Genomic DNA, 20965 nt, shown 5'->3' with positions numbered 1-20965 from the left:
ATATCGACCTTGATTGCGTGACGACTGTCACGCAACCGAGGTTATGGTGAATACCCTTGAGTTCTTTGTCGGTCTTTTTTTGACCAGTTGCGTAATAGCACTGCTGGCCAAACAAAAAGGAGCGGCTCACCATGAAATACTTCCTCGCAACATTTGTCACCACTTCAGCATTGCTGCTGGCTGCCTGCGGCGGCGGTGGAGGCGGCGGCTCAAGCAATGCCACCAATGTTGAACCACCACCATCATTTACACCTTCACTGACCTTATCCGTCGCGCTAAATGGGGCACAAAGCGTTCCTGTGGTTGATACCCAAGCCACCGCTTCGGCAACCATTGAAGTTGACCAGAGCCTTTATCAGTTTCGAGCAACTTTAGATATTAGCGACATTGACAATGTCCAGGCGGCTCATATTCACCAAGGCCGAATAGGCGTCAATGGTGATGTTGCTTTTGCCTTTGAAGCAGTCGATGACGACTCAATGGCTATTGCAATTACCGACCTGTCAGCCGAGTTGATCGACGACATGCTCGACGGCGATTGGTACATCAATGTCCACACCACGACTCATGCCAGTGGTGAAGTACGCGGCCAAATCGTCAACCCAACGACCACAGTTGTCACCTTTATGCTCAGCGGTTCGCAGTCTGTGCCAGCAGTGATGACAGATGCCGTGGGCTACGGCTATGCGACCTTGGATAGCAATGGCTATGAGGTCGACTTGAAGGTTCACACCATGGCGGTCGAAGATGCCACTATGGCCCACATTCATGAAGGATTTGTAGGCGAAAATGGTGGTGTAGTGGTGGCGTTGGAGCAGCACCCCGATGACATCAATGTTTGGCAAACACCCCAGGGCGCGATGTTAGATGAAGCCACCGCAATGCGCTTAGTGAGTGGCGGCCACTACGTGAATGTTCATACCCCGGCAAACCCAAGCGGCGAACTTCGCGGCCAAATTTTGACCGACAACTTTGCCCTGCTCACTTTTGATCTTTCCGGCCAGCAGGAAGTGCCGGCGGTAGCAACCACCGCGATGGGATATGGCTACGCGACCCTCAACCTATCCGATTACGCCGTCGATTTAAAAGTGCTAACCAACGGGCTGGATAATGCCTCGATGGCCCATATTCATGAGGGTTACATTGGCGAAAACGGCGGTGTCGTGGTCGCACTCGAGCAACACCCTGACAATACCAATGTATGGCAAACACCCGCGGGCGCCATGCTCGACGAAGCGACCGCAATGCGCTTGGCCGATGGCGGTCACTACGTTAACGTCCACAGTCCCGATAATCCCAGCGGCGAGTTGCGCGGACAAATCGTTGGTGAACAGGTCAATCTGTACACCTTCCCATTGACTGGCGAGCAGGTACTCGGTGGTGTCACGACGTCAGCGATGGGTTATGGCTATGCCACGCTAGACAATATCACTGGTTTGTTGCGACTCAGAATTATGACCATGGGCCTAATGGACGCTAGCGCCGCCCACATTCATGAAGGAGAACGAGGGGTATCCGGAGGCGTGGTTGTTGGTTTAGAGCAAAGTGCCGCAGACACGGCGGTATGGTCGATTCCAGAGAACACCTTGCTAGATTCAGCAACAGCAATGCAGCTTAAAAGCGGTGGTCATTACGTGAATGTCCACACTCCTGCTTACCCAGGTGGCGAACTGCGTGGCCAAATTGAGTAACACTAGTTGGCCAAAATGAGTCAGGCCATAACCCGCCACCGAGCGATGTAGTCTATCGACTCGGTGTGAGGGTGGCTGAACTCAAATTAGCGCTAATCAGCGAGTATCATCGCTGCCGCTTTTTCGGCAATCATGATGGTTGGTGCGTTGGTGTTTCCACTGACGATGGTCGGCATAATCGATGCGTCAACCACCCGCAGGCCATCCAAGCCATGAACGCGCAGCTGATGATCAACCACCGCATCCTCACCCTGGCCCATCTTGCAGGTGCCAACTGGGTGATAAATGGTATTGGCTTTAGCCCGTACATAATCCGCTAACTCGGCATCGGTTTGTCGCCCTTGCCCAGGAAACAGCTCCTCACCAATGACTGCAGATTGAGGCCAATTGGCAAATATCTCCCGCACGCGCTTGACCCCTTCGACCAATACCTTGAGATCATCGGGGTCGGCTAAGATTCGGTGCTGGATCAACGGCGCATCAGTTGTTTTTGCCGAGCGCAGCATGACCTCGCCACGACTCTTTGGTCGCAGTAAACACACATGCATCGAGACACCGGCTTGTTTAAGAAAACGGAGATTTCGGCCATGATCATCCATCGCTGCAGCAATGCCATGCAGTTGTAAATCCGGCCGTTGCTTGGTGCCACTGTGGTGAATAAAACCTGCCACTTCAGCAGCCGGCGAGGTTAACATCCCAGTGCGACGGCGGAAGTAACGCCAAAGCTCTGGTGCCGACTGAAGCACAAAGGGCAACGACAATCGAATCGAGCGGCTGGTCTGGTCTTGGTAGTTGACGATGACATCGGCGTGATCTTGTAAATTCTGACCAACCCCGAGCAACTCATGCTGACATGAAATACCATGCTCAGCGAGACGCTGGCGACAGCCGATGCCGGACAACATCAGCAATTGTGGCGACTGATAAGCACCTGCAGACACGATCACTTCGCGGCTTGCATAAGCCCGTTTGGTTTCACCATGGTGAATAAACTCGACGCCAGTGACTTGCTTACCCTGCAGCAATAGTCGCTGGCTTTGAGCATGCGTTAGCACCGTTAAATTAGGCCGTTGTAACACCGGTTGTAAGAACGCCGCATTGGTGCTGCAGCGCGCGCCATGCTCTTGTGTTACTTGATAAAAGCCAACGCCAAATTGCTCGGCACCATTGAAGTCTGCTTGTAAGGGATAGCCAGCTAACTCGGCTGCTTGAACCATCTCCTGACAAAGCGGATGTTGGTAACGCAAGTCAGCGACGTTGAGTTCACCCCCAACGCCGTGGTATTCATCCGCTCCTCGCTCTTGGTTTTGACTTTTGAGGAAATACGGCAACACATCTCGATAGCCCCAACCATCATTTCCCTGCGCTAACCACGCATCATAATCATCGGCCTGTCCGCGAATATAGAGCATGGCATTAATCGCACTTGAGCCACCAAGCCCTTTACCGCGAGGGCAAAATAGTTGCCGCTGGTCAATCGACTCATCGGCAGCGGAATTAAACAACCAGTTGCTGGCCCGCGATCGCATCAGCTGCACCAGTGCCAGTGGCGTTGTTACATTCCATCCGCCATTGCGACCGCCGGCTTCGAGCAATAACACTCGGCACTGCTGATCGGCAGATAACCGATTCGCCAGCACACAGCCAGCAGAGCCTGCACCGACAATAATGAAATCAAATTCCATCGCCCCTCCCCGTTCGCTAGCCCAGAGTATGTTCAGGCTTTCACCGGCTGCAACTATCATCAGTGGTTAACGGCGCTGGGTCACAAATCGGCAGCGGCTGTGGGGATCTGATTTTGGCAGCCACGATGCGCAAATAACCACTACACTGAAATCAATACCAACCGAAGGACGCAGATATGAAGCTAAAACTACTGATGATGATGGCATTTGCCGCACTGATGGCGGGCTGTAGCTCGTCGCAAGATCAAATGAATGAGGCCAATGCCGAGTTCACCGAAGAAAAAACCAAAACCCTGCAAGAGTACAAAGAGTGCGTCGATGATGCCGACGATGAATATGAATTGAAAAAGTGCGAAGCGCTACTCAATGCAGTCAAAGCACTGGAGTCAAAATAGTCGTTACGACAAGAAAAAAAGCTGCGGACTCTATCGGGGGTTGAGTCCGCAGCACACATAGTTATCGGCTAGTGCGAACCAATTGTTGACCAGCTAGGTCTGGGGGGGAGGCCGATGTTTTGGTGGCAACGTCAACATCTAACCAAAGCTCTTTACGTTCGACTGGCGCTGAAGACGGCAGTGTCGGATTTTCCATATGAATAATGGTGCGTTCGGCCATCCGGACCTTACTTAGGGCATCATGAATCAAAGGGTGACTGTAAAACCACTGATCAAAACTGCCATCGTTAATCGCTAAATTGAATGCTCGCTCCAAGTCTGCGGCCAGCTTTTCATTGCTTTTGGCGGTAAACAAATAGGTCGCCGACGGATAAACCAGCAGCAAGTTGGGTTCAACGGCCAAATTTAACTCCGGCCGACTCGCCACTTCCGAATAGGGCTCGTGTATCGCTCTGGGAAAATAATCAAAGCGACCGCCCTCTAGCATATGAAACAAACTGCCATACTTGGGTGGCGTTACCATCGGCATACCAGCACTTTCAAAAATCGGGGTGCTGCCCCAAAACCGGCCTTGACCAGCCATCATCTGTTTCAATTCAACCAATGAGTGAATATTGGCAAAGCGATGCTGATCACCATCGCGAATAATAAACACTCGGTGCCCCAGCATGCCTTTGAGTACTGGAATACGAATCGGACGTAAATCTTGTTCAAGCTGCTGGTTGGTTGAAATGGCGGCGAACGACAAGTTGCCGCTCATAATTTCGGAGATCTGCCGACTGATCACCATTGTTTTGGCTTGCGTCGGAACAAACTCATAGTCGTGATCAATCTTGCTCAGGAGGAAGCGAACCAGCTCCACCTGATATTTGTCTTTTGGTACGTCAGTAGGAATGTAACGAATCGTAGCGGCTTGAGCTTGTAGGCTCAGCATCGAACCTGCGAGTACCGCCGCGGCAATGATTGTTTTTAGAATACTCATAGTCATTCACTTCGTTTATTCAAGTTAGAGAGCATCCGTGCTGGCAGCATTGTTATACCAATAACACTCAAAAAATCATAACAATTTGGTCAATCCAATTTAAAAAATAAAACCTGCGTCATATTATTTTTTGGTCAACCTAAAATAAAAAGCAACTAACCAGTAGTGAGACAAAAATAATATTTAATATTTTCATAAAGATAACGAAAGACCAGACAATCAACCCATGAATTAATCACTCATCCAGTAGCTACATCACATCACAGAGGCCGACAACAAAAAGATGGATTTGGGTACAACCAAGACAGGAAATCAAAAACACAGGCAAAGGCAAGCCAACAAAAGACAATAAATTGGCCTGACCAATTATCATCAAATAACAACAGGGCGGCTTATGATAAGAGGAAGAAGAAAAGGGCCACTGTAACTTTATGTAACAGCGAGAAACACAACGTAAGCAACCGTTTTATATAGCAAAAGAACAGGTCGATTCGATTTCTTCTGCGGTCTTACCGTCTAGAATTTTCCGCATTCAAGTCGTCAGGAGAAATATTACGTGACTTCGACCACCTTACAGCAGACCGTTTCTTTAATCGCTCCAATGAGCGGCATTGTGGTGCCACTGGAGCAAGTACCGGACCCAGTATTTGCCGGCAAAATGGTTGGCGACGGAATCGCTATTGACCCGACATCGCAAGTGTTGCTCGCTCCATGTGACGGCACTGTTTCAACCTTACACCCTGCTCACCACGCGGTTAGCCTAACCACCGCATCCGGTGCCGAGGTGCTGATGCATATTGGTTTAGATACCGTCATGCTCAAAGGTGAAGGTTTTACGCCTCGAGTCAGCCAAGGCGAGCAAGTCAAAGCAGGCCAACCATTAATTGAATTCGATGCCGATCAAGTCGCGCAACAAGCGCGCAGCTTGCTCACTATGGTGCTGATCACCAACCACGACGACTTTAGCAACATCAGCTTGGCCGCAGGTAAAGTCGTCGCTAATCAGGATGTGATTATTCAAGCCGGCAGCGAGGCACAAGCGGACGAGGCAACAACGCAGCCGCAATCTCAGACCACTGCCGAAAGCGAACTCATTACGCTACCCAATCCGGTTGGTTTGCACGCCCGCCCATCGGCCAACTTAGTCGCTCTTGCCAAGCAATTCAGCAGCAAAGTAACCATTAGCTGCAATGGTAAGTCGGCCAGTGCTCGCAGCGTTGTAGCCATCATGGGGCTAAATACCAAGCAAGGTGATCAAGTGCAGCTCAGTGCCACAGGAGCCGATGCAGCGCACGCGATTGAGGCAATCAGTCAGGCCATTAAAGAAGGTTTAGGTGAAGATTGTCAGGCGTCGCCCGCTGCTCCGGCAGAGACACTGCCGGAAGAACAATCGCTACTGGCAATCAAGCATGACGATGACAATTGCTTGCTGGGCGTATCGGCGTCTCCGGGCTCGGCCATTGGCGTGGTGACTCAGTTACAAGAGCAAACCTTTGACTACCCAGAAACTGCCGCTGATAGCGACGCTGAAATTCGTGCCTTGAGCGCTGCGATTGATGCGGTGCAACAGGACTTAACCGAGCTTCAGCAGCATATGACTCAGCAGGGCCAAGCTGACAAAGCGGAAATCTTTCAGGCTCATCAGGAATTGCTCGCCGATCCGGAGCTGATTGAGCAGGGTGAAACCTTTATTCATCGCGGTAAATCAGCGGCCTTTGCTTTTAATCAGGCAATTAAAGCCCAGATTGGCGTGTTAAAACAGCTCGACAACCCCATGCTAGCGGGCCGAGTGAGCGATTTGGATGATATTCGCAATCGCATGTTGCGCAAATTATTAGGGCTGGCGGATGAAGCAATGGCATTACCTGATCACGCCATTATTATTGCCCGCGATTTAACCCCATCGATGACGGCCAATCTTGATGCTGACAAAGTGGTTGGTTTCGCCACCACCGAAGGCGGCTCGTCCTCTCATTCGGCGATCCTTGCCCGTGGTATGGGGATCCCAGCGGTTGCCGGTATCGACAACCGAGCACAACAGCTGGCAAACGGCAGCAAAGTGATTCTCGACGGCGATGCTGGCCACCTGCGGATTAATGTCACCGACGACGAAATCAGTGCCATTGAGCAGCGTCAGGCCAAACAAGCCGAGCAAGACAAACAAGATCTGGCAGCCGCCCATGACCATGCCACCACCACTGATGGCCACCAGTTAGAAGTAGTCGCCAATATCGCCAAACTGGCAGATGCCGAGAAAAGCGTTGAGTTAGGTGGCGAAGGCGTCGGCCTGCTGCGCAGCGAATTCCTGTTCCTTGATCGGGCCACAGCGCCTTCAGAAGATGAGCAAGCCGAACAGTATGGTGCCATCGTCAAAGCACTAAAAGGTCGTCCGATTATCATCCGAACACTGGATGTCGGTGGCGATAAGCCGCTTGATTACATGCCCATGCCAGCTGAAGAAAATCCATTTCTTGGCGAGCGCGGCATTCGTATTGGCCTCAACCGACCGTCGATCTTGCGTACTCAAGTCCGCGCTATTTTGCGCGCGGCGCAAGGCAGTGACAGTACTGTGCGGATCATGTTCCCGATGATCGCCACACTGGAAGAATTGTCCGCCGCCAAGCAAGTTGTGAAAGAAGAAGCGGAACAGTTAGGCGTCAGCAATTACGAAGTGGGCATCATGGTCGAAGTGCCATCAACCGCGGTCATGGCTGAGCAATTCGCACAAGAAGCAGATTTCTTCTCGATTGGCACCAACGATCTCACTCAATACACATTGGCAATGGACCGTGGTCATCCAAAACTCGCAGCTCAAGTCGATGGCTTAAATCCAGCCGTGTTAAAGCTCATTGAAATGACCGTACAAGGTGCTCACAAAGCGGGCAAATGGGTTGGCGTCTGTGGCGGTTTAGCCTCCGATCCACAAGCGGTGCCGTTACTCATTGGCCTGGGTGTTGATGAGTTATCCGTCAGTGTGCCGGCGTTGCCTGCAATCAAAGGTCAAATTCGCGAGTTGTCGCTCAGTCAGTGTCAGGCCCTTGCCCAGCAAGCGCTAAGCGCTGGTACTGCAACGGCTGTGCGTCAATTAAGTCCGGGGCGCTAAGCCCCGAAACACAACAAATCACACAACATTATAATAACTGAGGTGGTCGTTATGGCTTCTGCAAATGGACTTTTTGCGGCATTGCAAAAGGTCGGTAAATCTCTCATGTTGCCAGTATCGGTATTACCGGTGGCTGGTCTACTTCTGGGTATTGGTGCGGCCAATTTTTCTTGGTTGCCGGATATCCTCTCGCAAGTAATGGCGGCCTCTGGTGGCGCTATTTTTGGTAATCTGGCACTGATTTTCGCCATTGGTGTGGCCCTCGGCTTTACCGAAAATGACGGCGTTTCGGCACTCGCCGCAACGGTCGGCTATGCAGTAATGCTCGCCACCATGGGCGTGGTTGCCAATGCCATGGGCGTTGAAACCAAACTCATCATGGGCATTGAATCAATCGAAACCGGCGTGTTCGGCGGCATTCTGATCGGCGCGGTGGCGGCGGCAGTATTCAACCGCTTCTTCCGTATTCAACTGCCTGCCTACTTGGGCTTCTTTGCCGGTAAGCGCGCGGTACCAATCATCACCGCTTTCGCGGCCATTGTGATGGGTATTGCTTTGGTCTTCATCTGGCCTCCAATTGGCGGCTTGATCGATGCTTTCTCGCACTGGGCAGCCGAGCAAAGTCCAGCAACTGCGTTTGGTATTTACGGTATCGTTGAACGTGCGCTGATCCCATTCGGCTTGCACCACGTGTGGAACGTGCCGTTCTTCTTTGAAGCGGGCTCCTGTACCAACCTCGCAGGAGAAGCCCGCACCGGTGTCTTGACCTGCTACCTTGAAGCCGATGCAGCCACTCGTCAGGCCGCAACCAATCACTTTGGCCAGTTAGCGGGCGGCTACATGTTTAAGATGTATGGTTTGCCAGCCGCTGCCATTGCGATTTGGCACTGTGCCAAACCAGAGCACCGCGCCAAAGTCGGCGGCATCATGATGTCTGCTGCATTGACTTCGTTCCTGACGGGTATTACCGAACCGATTGAGTTTGCCTTCCTGTTCGTTGCACCAGTGCTTTACGGTATTCATGCTCTACTAGCCGGTTCTGCATTTGTCGTCACCAACACCTTGGGTATGGTTCATGGCACTTCATTTTCCCACGGCTTAATTGACTTTGTGGTGCTCTCGGGCAATTCCGAGAACTTCTTGCTGTTCCCAGTTATTGGCCTGATTTACGCAGCGATTTACTACAGCGTATTCCGCTTTGTCATCACCAAGTTCGATTTGAAAACGCCAGGCCGTGAAGATGAATCAGAATTGCAGGCAAGTTCATCCGCTGCTGGTGAAGATGAAATGGCAGCCGAGCTAGTTGCCGCATTCGGTGGCGCGGGCAACATTGAAAGTCTGGATGCATGTATCACTCGTTTGCGGGTTGGCGTGGTTGACAAAGATGCGGTTGATCAAGCCAAACTCAAAGCCCTCGGCGCCGCCGGAGTGGTGCAAGTGGGTAATGGTATGCAAGCGATCTTCGGTACTCAGTCAGATAACCTGAAAACCGATATGGAGCTTTATTTAAAAAAGCACCAAGGCTAATCACGCAGCCTACCAAGGCCGATGCCAGCCCAGTCGCTGAGCCTGACATTTCAGGCTCAGTCAACCAGCAGGACATCGATGCGATGATTAGCCAACTCGGCGGTCGTGACAATATAGTGACGGTAATGGCATGTGCCACCAACCGGCTGCGGTTTACGCTCCAACAAAAAGAGCAATTAGCAATCCAGCAACTGACAGAATTGGCCTGTGTCAACGCAGTGATGGAGCCGCAATCTAAGGTGGTTCACTTATTACTGAATGAAGATGCCAGCCCTTGGGCAAGTGAGCTGAACCAGCAATTGAGCAATTAGCTAACCATTTGTTGAAAATGTAAAAATTAAAAGCCGTCTTTGTGACGGCTTTTTACTTTTCGCGCTTTCGGATCACCGCGGCTGAACTATAGTTTAGCTACCTGAAGCCATGGAAGCGTTCCAATGTCAGAGCAACGTCTTGAATTGAAAGCCCCCGTCAGTGGGGTCGTTATTCCCCTCGATCAAGTTCCCGATCCAGTCTTCGCTCAAAAAATGGTTGGCGAAGGCATTTCCATTGATCCAACCAGCGAGCATTTATTAGCCCCGTGCAAGGGCAAAATCATTCAAATGCATCCGTCCCAACATGCAATCACCTTAGAGTCAGAGCAGGGTATTGAAGTGCTCATGCACATCGGCCTTGATACCGTCATGCTCAAAGGCGACGGTTTCACGCCGCTGGTTGCCGAAGGCGACTTGGTCGAACAAGGGCAACCGCTGATCGATTTTGATGCGGATAAAATCGCCCTCGCGGCGCGCAGCTTGATGACCGAAATCATTATTACCAACGGCGACCAAGTCAGCCGTTATCAGTTCACCTCGGGCAATGTTGTCGCCAATCGCGACACCTTGATGACGCTCGAGTTGGGCACGCCAGCCAATACTGACGACATTGAGCAACAAGGGCTAACCAAAGAGTGCAGCTCCGAGTGGATCAGTATTCCCAATCCTACCGGTATTCACGCCCGCCCCGCGGCTGCATTAGCAGCAGAAGCCAAGATGTTTCAGTCGCGCATTAAACTAGAGCGCGATGGCCAGTTTGCCGACGCCAAGTCAGTCGTGGCATTAATGGGCTTAAACGTCAAACTCGCTGAACAAGTCCGAATTGTTGCCAAAGGACGCGATGCCGATGAGGCCGTTGACGCCCTGACCGTGGCCATTTGTGATGGCTTAGGTGAAGATGTCTCAACCGCCGTCGAGCCGGCGACTCAACCCATCGAGATTGAAGAAGAAGTCTCGCTGCTGGCAAAAGTCAGCTCCGATCCAAACATCTTACTGGGCATTGCCGCCTCGCCAGGCATTGCCATCGGCAACGTCCATCAACTCGAACATCAGCAGTTAAGCTATGAAGAACTGGCCAGCGATGCCAACGCCGAGCGCAATGCCCTGACCGATGCAATCGAACGTGCGAAAGCCGATCTCAAAACACTGCAAGCCAAACTTCAAGCCGACGGCAATGTTAGCAATGCGGAAATTTTTGCCGCTCACCAAGAACTGCTTGAAGATCCGGCCATTTTCCAACAAGCCAAAAAGCTGATTAAAGAAGGTAAGTCAGCGCCATACAGCTGGAACCAAGCGGTACAAGAACAAATTAAAGTGCTTCGCGCCGTGGATAGTGATGTCATCGCAGGCCGGGTCGCCGATTTGGAAGATGTCTGCACCCGCATCCTCAAACTGTTACTCGGCATTGATGATGAGGCCACTACACTCGCCGAACAAACCATTATTGTTGCCGAAGATTTAACCCCGTCGGACACCGCCAATTTAGACCGCAGTAAAGTCATCGGCTTTGTCACCACACTCGGCGGCGCTACCTCTCACGCAGCCATTTTAGCCCGTTCAATGAATCTGCCTGCGTTGGCGGGTGTTGATCCACAAGTATTGGCATTGCAACAAGGCTTGCAGGTCGTGCTTGACGGTGATGCGGGTACGCTAAATATTGCCGCGACCGATGAACAAATCGAACAGCTACGCCAGAAACAACAGCAACAGCGGGAATTAGCGGAGCAAGCACAGCAAAAAGCCCATCAACCAGCCGTCACATCCGATGGCGTGGCGATTGAGGTGGTTGCCAACATTGGCAACGTTAAAGATGCCATTGAAGCATGTAAACATGGTGCCGAGGGCGTAGGCCTGCTACGTAGCGAATTCCTTTATCTCGATCAGGCCACCGAACCTAATGAGGATCAGCAGGCGCAGGTTTACACCGAGATCGCCGACGCGCTCGGCTCCGACAAGCCATTGATTGTCAGAACTCTCGATGTTGGCGGCGACAAGCCCCTGCCTTACTTGCCAATGCCCAGCGAGGAAAATCCATTTTTGGGCGAGCGCGGTATCCGCATCGGCCTCAACCGCCCTTCGATTCTCAAACGTCAAGTGCGCGCAATCTTACGAGCCCACGGCCATGCCAAGCTGAAAATCATGTTCCCAATGATTGCCACATTGCCTGAGCTTAAAGCAGCCAAACAACTGGTTCAGCAAGAAGCAGCGGATCTTGGCGTGTCTGGGGTTGAAGTCGGCATCATGGTGGAAGTGCCATCAACCGCAGTGTTGTCAGAACATTTCGCTGCCGAAGCAGACTTCTTTTCAGTTGGCACCAATGACTTGACCCAGTATGCGCTGGCCATGGACCGCGGCCATCCCAAATTAGGCTGGCAAGTCGACGCGCTCGATCCAGCGGTACTGCGACTCATCAAAATGACCGTCGATGGTGCTAATAAGCATGGCAAGTGGGTTGGCGTTTGTGGCGGTGCCGCCAGTGATTTACTCGCCGTGCCAGTGCTAATCGGGCTCGGCGTCACCGAGCTATCGTGCAGTGTGCCAGCCATTCCGGAAGTGAAAGAGCTGGTCCGAAATTGCTCATTGGCTCAATGCCAAGCACTAGCAGAACAAGTATTACAACAACCTGATGCGGAGTCAGTCCGCGCCCTACTTCAAAAGCTATGACAACTAAATTAAAAGTCGGTTTAAAACGATAATTAAGGAACTAAACATGAGTGCATTTACCAATGCCTTCGGGGCATTACAGAAAGTGGGTAAATCATTGATGCTGCCGGTATCAGTGTTACCCGTGGCAGGTTTGCTGCTAGGCATCGGCGCCGCCAATCTGCCCTGGCTGCCGGACATACTGTCACAGGTGATGGCGGCATCAGGTGGTGCTATTTTTGGCAACCTCGCTTTGATTTTCGCCATTGGTGTGGCTTTAGGCTTTACCGAAAACGATGGTGTTTCGGCATTAGCGGCAACCGTTGGCTATGCTGTGTTACTCGCGACCATGGGCGTGGTCGCCAACTCGATGGGCGTTGAAACCAAATCCATCATGGGCTTGCAGTCGATCGAAACAGGGGTGTTTGGCGGTATCTTAATCGGTGGTGTCGCGGCGGCGGTATTCAACCGTTTTTATCGCATTCAACTACCCGCTTATCTCGGCTTTTTCGCCGGTAAACGAGCGGTTCCGATTATCACGGCTTTTGCGGCAATCTTTTTAGGCATTATTCTGGTGTTCATCTGGCCGCCAATTGGTGGCGTGATTAACGCGTTCTCCCACTGGGCTGCAGAGCAGTCGCCAGCCTTGGCCTTTAGCATTTACGGCGTTGTTGAGCGCTCGTTGATCCCATTCGGCCTTCACCATGTCTGGAACGTGCCATTCTTCTTTGAAGCAGGATCTTGTACCAACCTTGCTGGTGAAGCACGAACCGGCGTACTGACTTGTTATCTCGAAGCGGATCAGGCTAGCCGTGCTGCTGCTACCAATCATTTCGGCCAACTTGCTGGTGGCTATATGTTTAAGATGTATGGTTTACCTGCTGCGGCGATTGCCATTTGGCATTGCGCCAAACCCGAAAATAAAGCCAAAGTTGGCGGCATTATGGTTTCGGCGGCCCTCACATCCTTCCTAACCGGTATTACAGAACCTATCGAGTTCTCGTTCTTGTTTGTTGCGCCAGTGCTGTATGCGCTCCACGCCATTCTTGCGGGCACCGCATTCTTTGTCACTAACAGCTTGGGAATGGTCCATGGCACCTCATTCTCCCATGGTTTTATTGACTTCATCGTACTGTCGGGGAATTCGCAGAACTTCCTGCTGTTCCCTGTTATCGGTGCCATCTATGCGGTGGTTTATTACAGCGTATTCCGTTTTGTGATCACTAAGTTCGATTTGAAAACGCCAGGACGTGAAGATGAGTCCGACGCCTTGCTGGCCAGCGCCAGTGATGGCGATGAAGATGAAATGGCTCGAGATTTAGTCGTCGCGTTTGGCGGTGCGGGCAATATCGTTAGCCTTGATGCTTGTATCACCCGACTCAGAATTGGCGTCAATGACCCAGCCAAAGTCGATCAGCCTAAATTGAAAGCAATGGGGGCTGCTGGCGTTGTGCAGGTCGGTAACGGCATGCAGGCTATATTCGGTACTCAGTCCGAAAATCTAAAAACGGCGATGGACATCTTCCTAAAAAAAGGTGGAGGAACAGAGCCGGTCGCGCCAGTAACAGCAACACCTGAGGCGACAACAGACACGGCGCCAGCGGAGGTAACCGCGGACGTTGAGGCGGCGGTATCGGTTTGCGTCGCGACCTTTGGTGGCGTAGAAAACATTAAGAAAGTAACTCGGTGTGCAACCAGTCGTATTCGATTGCTATTACATGAGCCGGTCGAAGTCGATCCTGACACCATTGAGTTGCCGTTATCTCAGGCAACCATGAAGGTGCAGGATAACCTCTACCATATTTTGGTCGGTGAATACGCAGAAGCTTATGAAGCCGCCATCAATAAACTAAGAGAAGAATAAACCAACAGAATCAAGCCCGCCTCGGCGGGCTTGATTGCATTTACGAACGGCTTGCTGTCTCCGCTTTGCCGCCATCGTCACACCGATGTTCTTTCCATTCCAATTGATAGTCGTGTAAATCGGCTTGCAACTGGCGCTTATCAATCGGATCTTTTTTCAGTTTTTTAATGGTCCGATTCATTTGCTTAGCCAGATAGAGGCATTTTCGGTCCATCGATGATGTCGTTGGATAAGGCTTTGAAGCGGCCAATAGCGCAGCATTGGGCCAGCAAATCAAAACGACAATCAGGCAAATTTTAAATGGATTAGTCATATATTTCGTTCCTTGAAGTTTTAAACGAAGCGAACCACCTTGTTCGACTCATGTCTAATTTTTACACAACTGGCTTTAATTGCGCGGGGTATTTTGATAATTCTAAAGATTCGCCACCGGATTACGGCCAGACCTAAGCCGGAGATTGAGGAAAGCTGATTTGTTGATGGAGGGCAACATGACCACGACTATTGAACGTCGCTTTGCTGCGCAGCAAGTGTCTTTAGATCGACTGAACGTTGCACAGCGATCTGCTTTTAGTGAAATCGCCGCGTCAGGCTATGGATTGCTGTTCATTCGCTCAACCAGTGGCGGTAAAGTGGCAATTTGTAGTAGCGGCCAGTCGTTCGCCACAATCGATGAAGCTGGCCAACTTAACACTTGTCCCGACATCGACCTTAGGCGCTAAGCCAACAAACTGTCAGGCTCGATGGCGGCTGGCACGAGCCTGAGATAACTCAACCAAGTTGGTTGCCGCCTCGCTTTGGTAACTGCGTTTGCTGCCACTATGGCGCCGCCCTGAAACCTGATTCAAGACAATCCCCAAGATTGGCGCATTGACTTTACGCAACCGATCAAGACCATCTTTCACATCAGCCCGCGACGTTTGCTCAGCCTTCACCACATAGAGTAATTTATCGGCCACCGTCGATACCACTTGGGCATCACTCACCGCTTGAATCGGCCCTGTCTCAATAATAATTCGATCGTAATGCTCTCTTAATCCGGCGATTAGCACTTTGAATTTGTTGGACGACAAATAGTTCAAAGGGTCGCTAGTGGTCGCTCCAGCAGGCAGAATATCGATTCCTAATTCTTGTGAGCGATGAATGCAAGCGCCAACTTTATGAGAGCGCGACAACACATTGCTAAGGCCAGGCATGGTCGGATCTAAATCGAGCATGGTATTGATCGATGGGCGCCGCATATCGGCATCAATCAGCAAGACTTTTTCAATCTCACCACACGAAATCGCCAATTGAATCGCCACTGAGGATTTGCCTTCGCCTTCAGCCGTTGAAGTGATCGCTGCCAATTGATTGCGGCCACCGCTTAGTTGCAAGCGAGTACGCAAACCATGGATCGCTTCAGAAAAGTGCAGATCTTCCGACAACGCTTTAACCGGTGAGCGCTTTTTCAGCTTGACCACAGGTAGTTCGATCAGTACATCCAACCCCAACGAGGCTTCAACTTGAGTGCCCTTGCTAATCGCACCAACCAGCAGACTTTTGACTAAAACGATGAGCGCCCCAACCAAACCACCAAGGATGGTCGCCACCATCAAGATCATCAGCTTACGTGGCTTAAACGGGTACAGCGGCACCACGGCAGGATCAATCAAACGAGCAAAATTATGCTCCAAGTCATCGGTCGCTTTGGTTTCTTCAAAGCGAGTCAGAAAGGTATCGTAAAGCTTCTGGTGTGTTTCCACATCGCGCTGCAGCTGAGTAAACGTGGCTTGCACTTTACTTAGGCGCTGATAGGTCTGTTTGGTGCGCTGAAACGCTTGCTCCAACCCTTGCACCCGCAGCTTGGCGCCTTGGAACTCATTGCCAATGGTTGCCGAAACCTGCGTTAACAGCTCTTTTAAATTGTCATCAACCGCTCGTTGTTCGGCGCTTAATGCCGTCCGTTTGGGATGCTTGGGGCCGTAACGTTTGGCCAATTCTGATTCACGCAAGCGAAGCTCAAGACGTTTGTCACGCATCCCTTTAATGGAAGGGTGCTCGCGAACTTCCTCAACCGATAGCAAGGCCATGACATCTTGCTGGCCATAACTGGCCACTAGCTCTTTTAAAACACGGACTTCTTCGAGTCGTTTGCGGGCATCGATGATTTGCGACGAGGTCAGATTCAGCTCCTGGCTGACAATCCCCAGAATGCCTGATATATCAATCAAGTCTTCGCGCTGACGAAACTCAGATAACTCTTGCTCCGCTTGCAACAAATTAGCCCGTTGTTCTTCTAGCTGCTCAAGCAGCCATTGGCTGGTTTGCTCAGTAACCTGGCTTCTGGAGTCGCGATGATAATCAATGTATGCCGCAACCACGGCATTGGCCACGCCTGCCGCTAATTTTGGATCATAAGCATCAAAGCTGATCTTGATAATTTCGCTATCTCGTACCGGCGTCACTGATAATCGGCTACGGAATTCATCTTCGGCGCGCTGCTCTGACATTTCGCGCCGCAACTTCGGCATGAGCGCCTCTTTACCAAAGAAATAAGCATGCCAATATTGATACACGCTCGGCTGCCGGTAGGTAAATTCAGGGTGAGTTTGTAGCGACATCTGCGCCACAACCTTCCGTGCAATCGCTCGCGACTTGAGCAATTCTACCTGCGTACTCATGTGAGACGAACTGCGCTCATCAAGCACATAAAGCTGCTCAATGGCGACCACATTGGACTGCTGACCACCAATCTGAACATTGGCGCTGGCCCGATACATCAGGCCGAGTGACTTCACGTATAACACCGCCATCAGCGCAAAAACGGCGACCACCGCGATGATCACCATGCGCTTATTCCACAGCAAGGTAACGAAGTCGAATAACAACTCGTTGTCTTTGTCTGGGTTAGTTGGCGAAGAATATGGTGTCATCGCTGATGGCTAAAAAAAGCTCTCGGAAATTTCGATAATGTCACCCGCCATGACCGCAGTGTCACGCTCAGCATCATACTCAGTTTGGTGTGCTTCTCGCGCCCGCCGGATTGACCAACTTGACTTCGATGCCCGCTCTTTCAAGCCGCCGGCTAAGGCGATAGCCATATCAACGGTTAAGCCTGGCTGATAAGGGTAACCTCCTGGCGCATTAACTTGGCCATGAATGAAAAACGGCCGGTAACGTGTCACCGACACTTGCACATGAGGTTCTATTAAATAGTCACCGCGCAAGCCATTTTCAATAGTGGTTTCAAGTTGGCGGGTGGTCAGGCCTTGGGCAAGGACTTGTTCAAGGAAAGGAAAGCTCAAGAAGCCGGCGCGGTCGATTTCGGTTTCGACGCTTAGATCCGGTTCGTTGTAGACATGCACATTCAGCCGATCGCCAGGCCCCAGCAAATACTCATCATCAGATTCAGCAGCATAACCACTGATCTGTAACAACATAAGCATCACTAAGCTCAGCCATTGACAGCCGAATTGTTTGTTAGCAGCACGATTAATCAAAAAAATCCTTGAGCACAGTTCACCCTGCGATCACCTGTTATCTATTTGGTTATATCGGTGTATCGCGATAATTCTTAAATTCGTTGTAGCCGACACATCATACCCTAATTATCCGTTGATTCTGTGACCGCTTGACCAAGTTCATTTATTAATCAACTCAGGCGATTAGAGCCTGTTGATCTTTGGTGTATGAATTTTGTTCGTTCAAAATGCTCTTTTGAGCAAGAAACGAGCTATGCCGTATAGCAATCTATACAAATAGCGAGTGACGTAGCGAAATGAGCATTTTGACGAACCCTTCGGGCAGCGTTTATTGGCAATTTATTCCGCGTCAGCGATTACTCATTGACGGCCAGTCAACTTCATAATCTCTTCCTTGCCTAAATCACCAATAAATTGCTGCAAAAACACACAGCAAAGAGCAACAGGCTCTAGTGGCATGGTGTGTAATGAATTGTATGCTAACGTTAATAACTGATAAACAGATTGATAACCACGTCAGATCTTTTCTGGGAATAGGACATCCAAACATGCACGCTTTTTTGCAACGAGCGCTCAGGGCAACGCTAGCCGTAGGCGTATTGATCACCGCCACGACGGCCCATGCAACCGATTACGATTTACTCAGCGATCAGGAAATCGACCAACGATTGTCATTTTTAAATAGTAAGTTAGATGCAATCGAATCACCCTCAACCTACTGGCAATATGGCTGGACCGGATTTTATGCGGTTTCAGCCATCGCCCAAGCAGCCAAAGCGGCCGACGAAAGTGATAGTGACGACTCCACCAAGCAATGGGTCGGCGCCGTCAAGTCGGCAGGTGGTTTAGCTTTAATGCTGTTTAAGCCGCTACCCGTCGTCACTGGCATGGATGATTACCGACAAATGCCTGCAACGAGCAGAGCACAAAAGATCGCGCGATTAAAAGAAGCAGAACAATTGATGCGTCATAGCGCTTGGCGGGCGAATGAACGCCACACTTGGAAGCCACACTTGATGACCGTAGGTGTCAACTTATTGGGCGCTGCTGCAATTGCAGCATTTGGTGATAGCGACGATGCGTTAGGATCAGCTGCACTCGGTATCGCGATTGGCGAGGCTGCAATATGGAGCCAACCATCGGCCCCGCAACAATACTGGCAAGACTACCAGAATAAATTTTCCGGCCAACAAACCGCTTACCAATGGCGCATTACCCCAACCTATAACGGGATTAATTTAGAGGTCCGCTTTTAAGCCAAAGCGCTGGCTCGCCAGCGCCTTGCTTCAAATCCTAAGCTCCGCCCGGCTCTCCGGTAAACTCAACCAGCAAGTCCTCGTCAGTAACAATTGCCTGACAAGCTAAGCGGTAGGTTGGTGGGATATCTTCCACCGATGCACGCTCTGCCTCGAAATCAGGTAGTTTACCTATCGACTTAAGTACCGAGCGTTCTTTGTCCGTCAGCATCACGGCTTTAATCCGGTCGCCATCAAGGTGAGTGACTTTGATTAGGCAAGAACCACATTCACCGTCGCGGCATTCACAGGGGATCTTTATGCCATTCTCTTCGGCCAAGCCTAGAATGGCGTTGCGCTTTCCAGCGATCGCTTCAACCTTTTTATTTTTCCGCATTGTTGGGGAAGTAAAGTAAACAAATGCCATCGTGTTATTCCTTTTGAGGTTTAAAAACAAAACCTTTTGCAAAGCTAACACCAAGTTTTAATTAGTTGATCTTATTACAGTTAAGGCCGATAGTGATGGTTAAATGAGTGTCTTAAAGGCGACAAATTGGTAGCTTTGTCCATGACAATGAAAAGTTTAATGCTGCACGTCCCCCAACGGCCAAATCAAATTACTTTCCATACCGTTGAGCTGCATATAATAATCCGATTCGATTTCAATGATTCGCCGATTATGTAATTGGGCCAGTTGAAATTCTTGCTGATAGTATTTGTTAAAAATCCGCCGCAATTCGCCATTTTGGACCATTTTAGCCAACCCCTTTTCAATGCGCTGCGCCAAACGTCGCTCCTGAGGAGCGACATAAACGTAAGTCACCATTGGAATTCGAATGGCGAGCGTTGGCTCAATCACCACGTCAGGATATTTTTGTCGGCGATTCTCTAATTCCGTATAGATTTCGTAAACACCCCTAGGAATGTACTCAATTCGGCCACTTGATAGCATCGAAAACAACCCCTCAAAATGCTGCGATTGCACGACATCGAATCCGCCTCGTTCAAGCACGCCAGTCGTTGACCAGTCATTGACAACACCCGGTCTCAGCGCTTTTAACTGCTCAGCACTAGTCACTTGGGAAAATTTGTCTAAGTCGTTTTTATTTACCAATAACAAGCGATAACTGAGCATGCCACCACGAATCGGGATGCGAATAGGTAACGCGCTTTTATCCCACATCTCGTTAGCAGCAAACACTGCCACGTTAACGAGCTTACCGGTTTGCATCAGTGCGATAATCCGTTTCGGTTTGATGTCAATGTCAGTAATTTTGGTGGTATAGGAGCCATATTCTTGTTTCGTTAAATCAAGCGCTTTGGTTACCACTTCGTGCTTGTAGAGGGTGTTTTTACTGCTCCACGAAGGTGAATACAGCATAATCGAATCAGCGGCAATAGGAGGATGCATTAGCATCATCAAGCACAGTAGGAACATGCGATAAGTGACTTTAGCCATACCCATATGATTGCCGTTTAACGTTAAGGAAAATGAATCTGCTGTCTTTATAACGCAGCTGAATTATTCAAAAAAGCCAGATGTGACCAATTTGAGATTAAGGTCTGACAATTTGGCAATACCAATCAACATTCAGCACCGACTCATTTGGAATGAATCAGGGAGAAATCCCGAAGGGATTTGGTGCATCGACGCACCAAACAAAAAACCCCAGTCCATACGGACTGGGGTTCTTCGTATATTAGGTGCCTGGCGGTGACCTACTCTCACATGGGGAAGCCCCACACTACCATCGGCGCAGTTGCGTTTCACGTCTGAGTTCGGAATGGGATCAGGTGGGTCCACAACGCTATGGCCGCCAAGCGAAAAAGGTAACTCGGAAACCCGTTAAAGCGACAAGCTCAAGGCTGCTCGCTCTAAGGCAAAAATTTGATTGTCACTCTAATGACCAGCATGTAGCTGTCAGAGCTTATTTATACAAAACCGCTCGGGCGTTGTATGGTTAAGCCGCACGGGCAATTAGTACAGGTTAGCTTAACGCCTCACAGCGCTTCCACACCCTGCCTATCAACGTCGTAGTCTTCGACGACCCTTTAGAGACCTTAA

16 protein-coding genes and 2 rRNA genes are annotated in these 20965 nt (G+C 50.5%); 9 read left to right on the top strand and 9 right to left on the bottom strand.

Translation table 11 applies throughout. From position 1 onward, the window contains the following. The first annotated feature begins 131 nt into the window (after positions 1 to 131). Positions 132 to 1691 carry a CHRD domain-containing protein gene (locus tag IC617_RS16635; RefSeq protein ID WP_191146116.1) on the top strand — a complete coding sequence of 520 codons (1560 nt, stop codon included), beginning with the start codon at positions 132 to 134 and terminating at the stop codon, positions 1689 to 1691. Positions 1692 to 1783: 92 nt separating this feature from the next. On the opposite strand, the gene IC617_RS16630 is transcribed toward IC617_RS16635, so the two are convergent. Beyond that, on the bottom strand, positions 1784 to 3376 hold the full coding sequence (locus tag IC617_RS16630; RefSeq protein WP_191146115.1) for a GMC family oxidoreductase: 1593 nt from the start codon (positions 3374 to 3376) through the stop codon (positions 1784 to 1786). Positions 3377 to 3552: 176 nt separating this feature from the next. Here IC617_RS16630 and IC617_RS16625 point away from each other — a divergent pair, with 176 nt between their 5' ends. Then, positions 3553 to 3771 (top strand): hypothetical protein, encoded by a 219-nt coding sequence (locus IC617_RS16625; RefSeq protein ID WP_191146114.1) that lies wholly within the window; start codon positions 3553 to 3555, stop codon positions 3769 to 3771. 61 nt (positions 3772 to 3832) lie between these two features. Here the strand turns inward: IC617_RS16625 and IC617_RS16620 are convergent, their stop codons facing one another. Then, positions 3833 to 4753, bottom strand: coding sequence for a transporter substrate-binding domain-containing protein (locus IC617_RS16620; protein ID WP_191146113.1), 921 nt, complete (start codon positions 4751 to 4753; stop codon positions 3833 to 3835). Positions 4754 to 5309: 556 nt separating this feature from the next. Between IC617_RS16620 and ptsP (IC617_RS16615) the strand changes: the two genes are divergently transcribed. From ptsP (IC617_RS16615) to ptsG (IC617_RS16595), 5 genes are all read left to right on the top strand, one after another. Next, positions 5310 to 7856, top strand: coding sequence for a phosphoenolpyruvate--protein phosphotransferase (ptsP, locus tag IC617_RS16615; RefSeq protein ID WP_369410426.1), 2547 nt, complete (start codon positions 5310 to 5312; stop codon positions 7854 to 7856). A gap of 51 nt (positions 7857 to 7907) precedes the next feature. Further along, the gene (gene ptsG / locus IC617_RS16610; protein ID WP_191146112.1) at positions 7908 to 9383 is read left to right on the top strand and encodes a PTS glucose transporter subunit IIBC; all 1476 of its coding nucleotides are present in this window, start codon (positions 7908 to 7910) and stop codon (positions 9381 to 9383) included. A gap of 83 nt (positions 9384 to 9466) precedes the next feature. Beyond that, positions 9467 to 9694, top strand: a complete 228-nt coding sequence (locus tag IC617_RS16605) for a PTS sugar transporter subunit IIB (protein ID WP_191146111.1) — start codon at positions 9467 to 9469, stop codon at positions 9692 to 9694. A 123-nt stretch (positions 9695 to 9817) separates the two neighbouring features. Beyond that, positions 9818 to 12358, top strand: a complete 2541-nt coding sequence (gene ptsP, locus IC617_RS16600; protein ID WP_191146110.1) for a phosphoenolpyruvate--protein phosphotransferase — start codon at positions 9818 to 9820, stop codon at positions 12356 to 12358. Positions 12359 to 12404: 46 nt separating this feature from the next. After that, entirely contained in the window at positions 12405 to 14201 is a 1797-nt protein-coding gene (gene ptsG, locus IC617_RS16595) for a PTS glucose transporter subunit IIBC (RefSeq protein WP_191146109.1), read from the top strand. Positions 14202 to 14241: 40 nt separating this feature from the next. Here the strand turns inward: ptsG (IC617_RS16595) and IC617_RS16590 are convergent, their stop codons facing one another. Next, on the bottom strand, positions 14242 to 14514 hold the full coding sequence (locus IC617_RS16590) for a hypothetical protein (protein WP_191146108.1): 273 nt from the start codon (positions 14512 to 14514) through the stop codon (positions 14242 to 14244). Positions 14515 to 14692: 178 nt separating this feature from the next. Here IC617_RS16590 and IC617_RS16585 point away from each other — a divergent pair, with 178 nt between their 5' ends. Continuing rightward, the gene (locus IC617_RS16585; protein ID WP_191146107.1) at positions 14693 to 14923 is read left to right on the top strand and encodes a hypothetical protein; all 231 of its coding nucleotides are present in this window, start codon (positions 14693 to 14695) and stop codon (positions 14921 to 14923) included. Between the two features lie 12 nt (positions 14924 to 14935). Here IC617_RS16585 and IC617_RS16580 read toward each other — a convergent pair whose 3' ends face one another. After that, positions 14936 to 17116: a GumC family protein gene (locus IC617_RS16580; RefSeq protein WP_191146106.1), complete on the bottom strand. Its 2181-nt coding sequence runs from the start codon at positions 17114 to 17116 to the stop codon at positions 14936 to 14938. Positions 17117 to 17125: 9 nt separating this feature from the next. After that, complete coding sequence (locus IC617_RS16575) at positions 17126 to 17629, bottom strand: polysaccharide biosynthesis/export family protein (RefSeq protein WP_191146105.1); 504 nt, start codon at positions 17627 to 17629, stop codon at positions 17126 to 17128. A gap of 584 nt (positions 17630 to 18213) precedes the next feature. Here IC617_RS16575 and IC617_RS16570 point away from each other — a divergent pair. Further along, complete coding sequence (locus IC617_RS16570) at positions 18214 to 18921, top strand: hypothetical protein (protein ID WP_191146104.1); 708 nt, start codon at positions 18214 to 18216, stop codon at positions 18919 to 18921. 37 nt (positions 18922 to 18958) lie between these two features. On the opposite strand, the gene IC617_RS16565 is transcribed toward IC617_RS16570, so the two are convergent. From IC617_RS16565 to IC617_RS16550, 4 genes are all read right to left on the bottom strand, one after another. After that, a complete protein-coding gene (locus tag IC617_RS16565) occupies positions 18959 to 19327 on the bottom strand; it encodes a 2Fe-2S iron-sulfur cluster-binding protein (RefSeq protein ID WP_191146103.1) in 369 nt (122 codons plus the stop codon). Between the two features lie 156 nt (positions 19328 to 19483). After that, positions 19484 to 20359 carry a substrate-binding periplasmic protein gene (locus tag IC617_RS16560; protein ID WP_191146102.1) on the bottom strand — a complete coding sequence of 292 codons (876 nt, stop codon included), beginning with the start codon at positions 20357 to 20359 and terminating at the stop codon, positions 19484 to 19486. 247 nt (positions 20360 to 20606) lie between these two features. Beyond that, a 5S ribosomal RNA gene (gene rrf, locus IC617_RS16555) occupies positions 20607 to 20722 on the bottom strand. A 135-nt stretch (positions 20723 to 20857) separates the two neighbouring features. Continuing rightward, positions 20858 to 20965, bottom strand: a 23S ribosomal RNA gene (locus IC617_RS16550); the annotation flags it as partial.

This window comes from Neiella litorisoli (assembly GCF_014773395.1).
In the GTDB taxonomy this organism is placed as follows: domain Bacteria; phylum Pseudomonadota; class Gammaproteobacteria; order Enterobacterales; family Neiellaceae; genus Neiella; species Neiella litorisoli.
The sequence above is the reverse complement of the archived record's forward strand: the minus strand, read 5'-3'. Positions and strand labels throughout refer to the sequence as shown.

Bases quoted from the DNA above. Each gene is read 5' to 3' on its own strand.
- IC617_RS16560 (WP_191146102.1), bottom strand. From the start codon at position 20,359: ATGGCTAAAGTCACTTATCGCATGTTCCTACTGTGCTTGATGATGCTA.
- ptsP (WP_191146110.1), top strand. From the start codon at position 9,818: ATGTCAGAGCAACGTCTTGAATTGAAAGCCCCCGTCAGTGGGGTCGTT.
- IC617_RS16625 (WP_191146114.1), top strand. From the start codon at position 3,553: ATGAAGCTAAAACTACTGATGATGATGGCATTTGCCGCACTGATGGCG.
- IC617_RS16580 (WP_191146106.1), bottom strand. From the start codon at position 17,116: ATGACACCATATTCTTCGCCAACTAACCCAGACAAAGACAACGAGTTG.
- IC617_RS16635 (WP_191146116.1), top strand. From the start codon at position 132: ATGAAATACTTCCTCGCAACATTTGTCACCACTTCAGCATTGCTGCTG.
- ptsG (WP_191146109.1), top strand. From the start codon at position 12,405: ATGAGTGCATTTACCAATGCCTTCGGGGCATTACAGAAAGTGGGTAAA.
- IC617_RS16605 (WP_191146111.1), top strand. From the start codon at position 9,467: ATGATTAGCCAACTCGGCGGTCGTGACAATATAGTGACGGTAATGGCA.
- IC617_RS16565 (WP_191146103.1), bottom strand. From the start codon at position 19,327: ATGGCATTTGTTTACTTTACTTCCCCAACAATGCGGAAAAATAAAAAG.
- IC617_RS16575 (WP_191146105.1), bottom strand. From the start codon at position 17,629: ATGCTTATGTTGTTACAGATCAGTGGTTATGCTGCTGAATCTGATGAT.
- IC617_RS16585 (WP_191146107.1), top strand. From the start codon at position 14,693: ATGACCACGACTATTGAACGTCGCTTTGCTGCGCAGCAAGTGTCTTTA.
- ptsG (WP_191146112.1), top strand. From the start codon at position 7,908: ATGGCTTCTGCAAATGGACTTTTTGCGGCATTGCAAAAGGTCGGTAAA.
- IC617_RS16630 (WP_191146115.1), bottom strand. From the start codon at position 3,376: ATGGAATTTGATTTCATTATTGTCGGTGCAGGCTCTGCTGGCTGTGTG.
- IC617_RS16590 (WP_191146108.1), bottom strand. From the start codon at position 14,514: ATGACTAATCCATTTAAAATTTGCCTGATTGTCGTTTTGATTTGCTGG.
- IC617_RS16620 (WP_191146113.1), bottom strand. From the start codon at position 4,753: ATGAGTATTCTAAAAACAATCATTGCCGCGGCGGTACTCGCAGGTTCG.
- IC617_RS16570 (WP_191146104.1), top strand. From the start codon at position 18,214: ATGCACGCTTTTTTGCAACGAGCGCTCAGGGCAACGCTAGCCGTAGGC.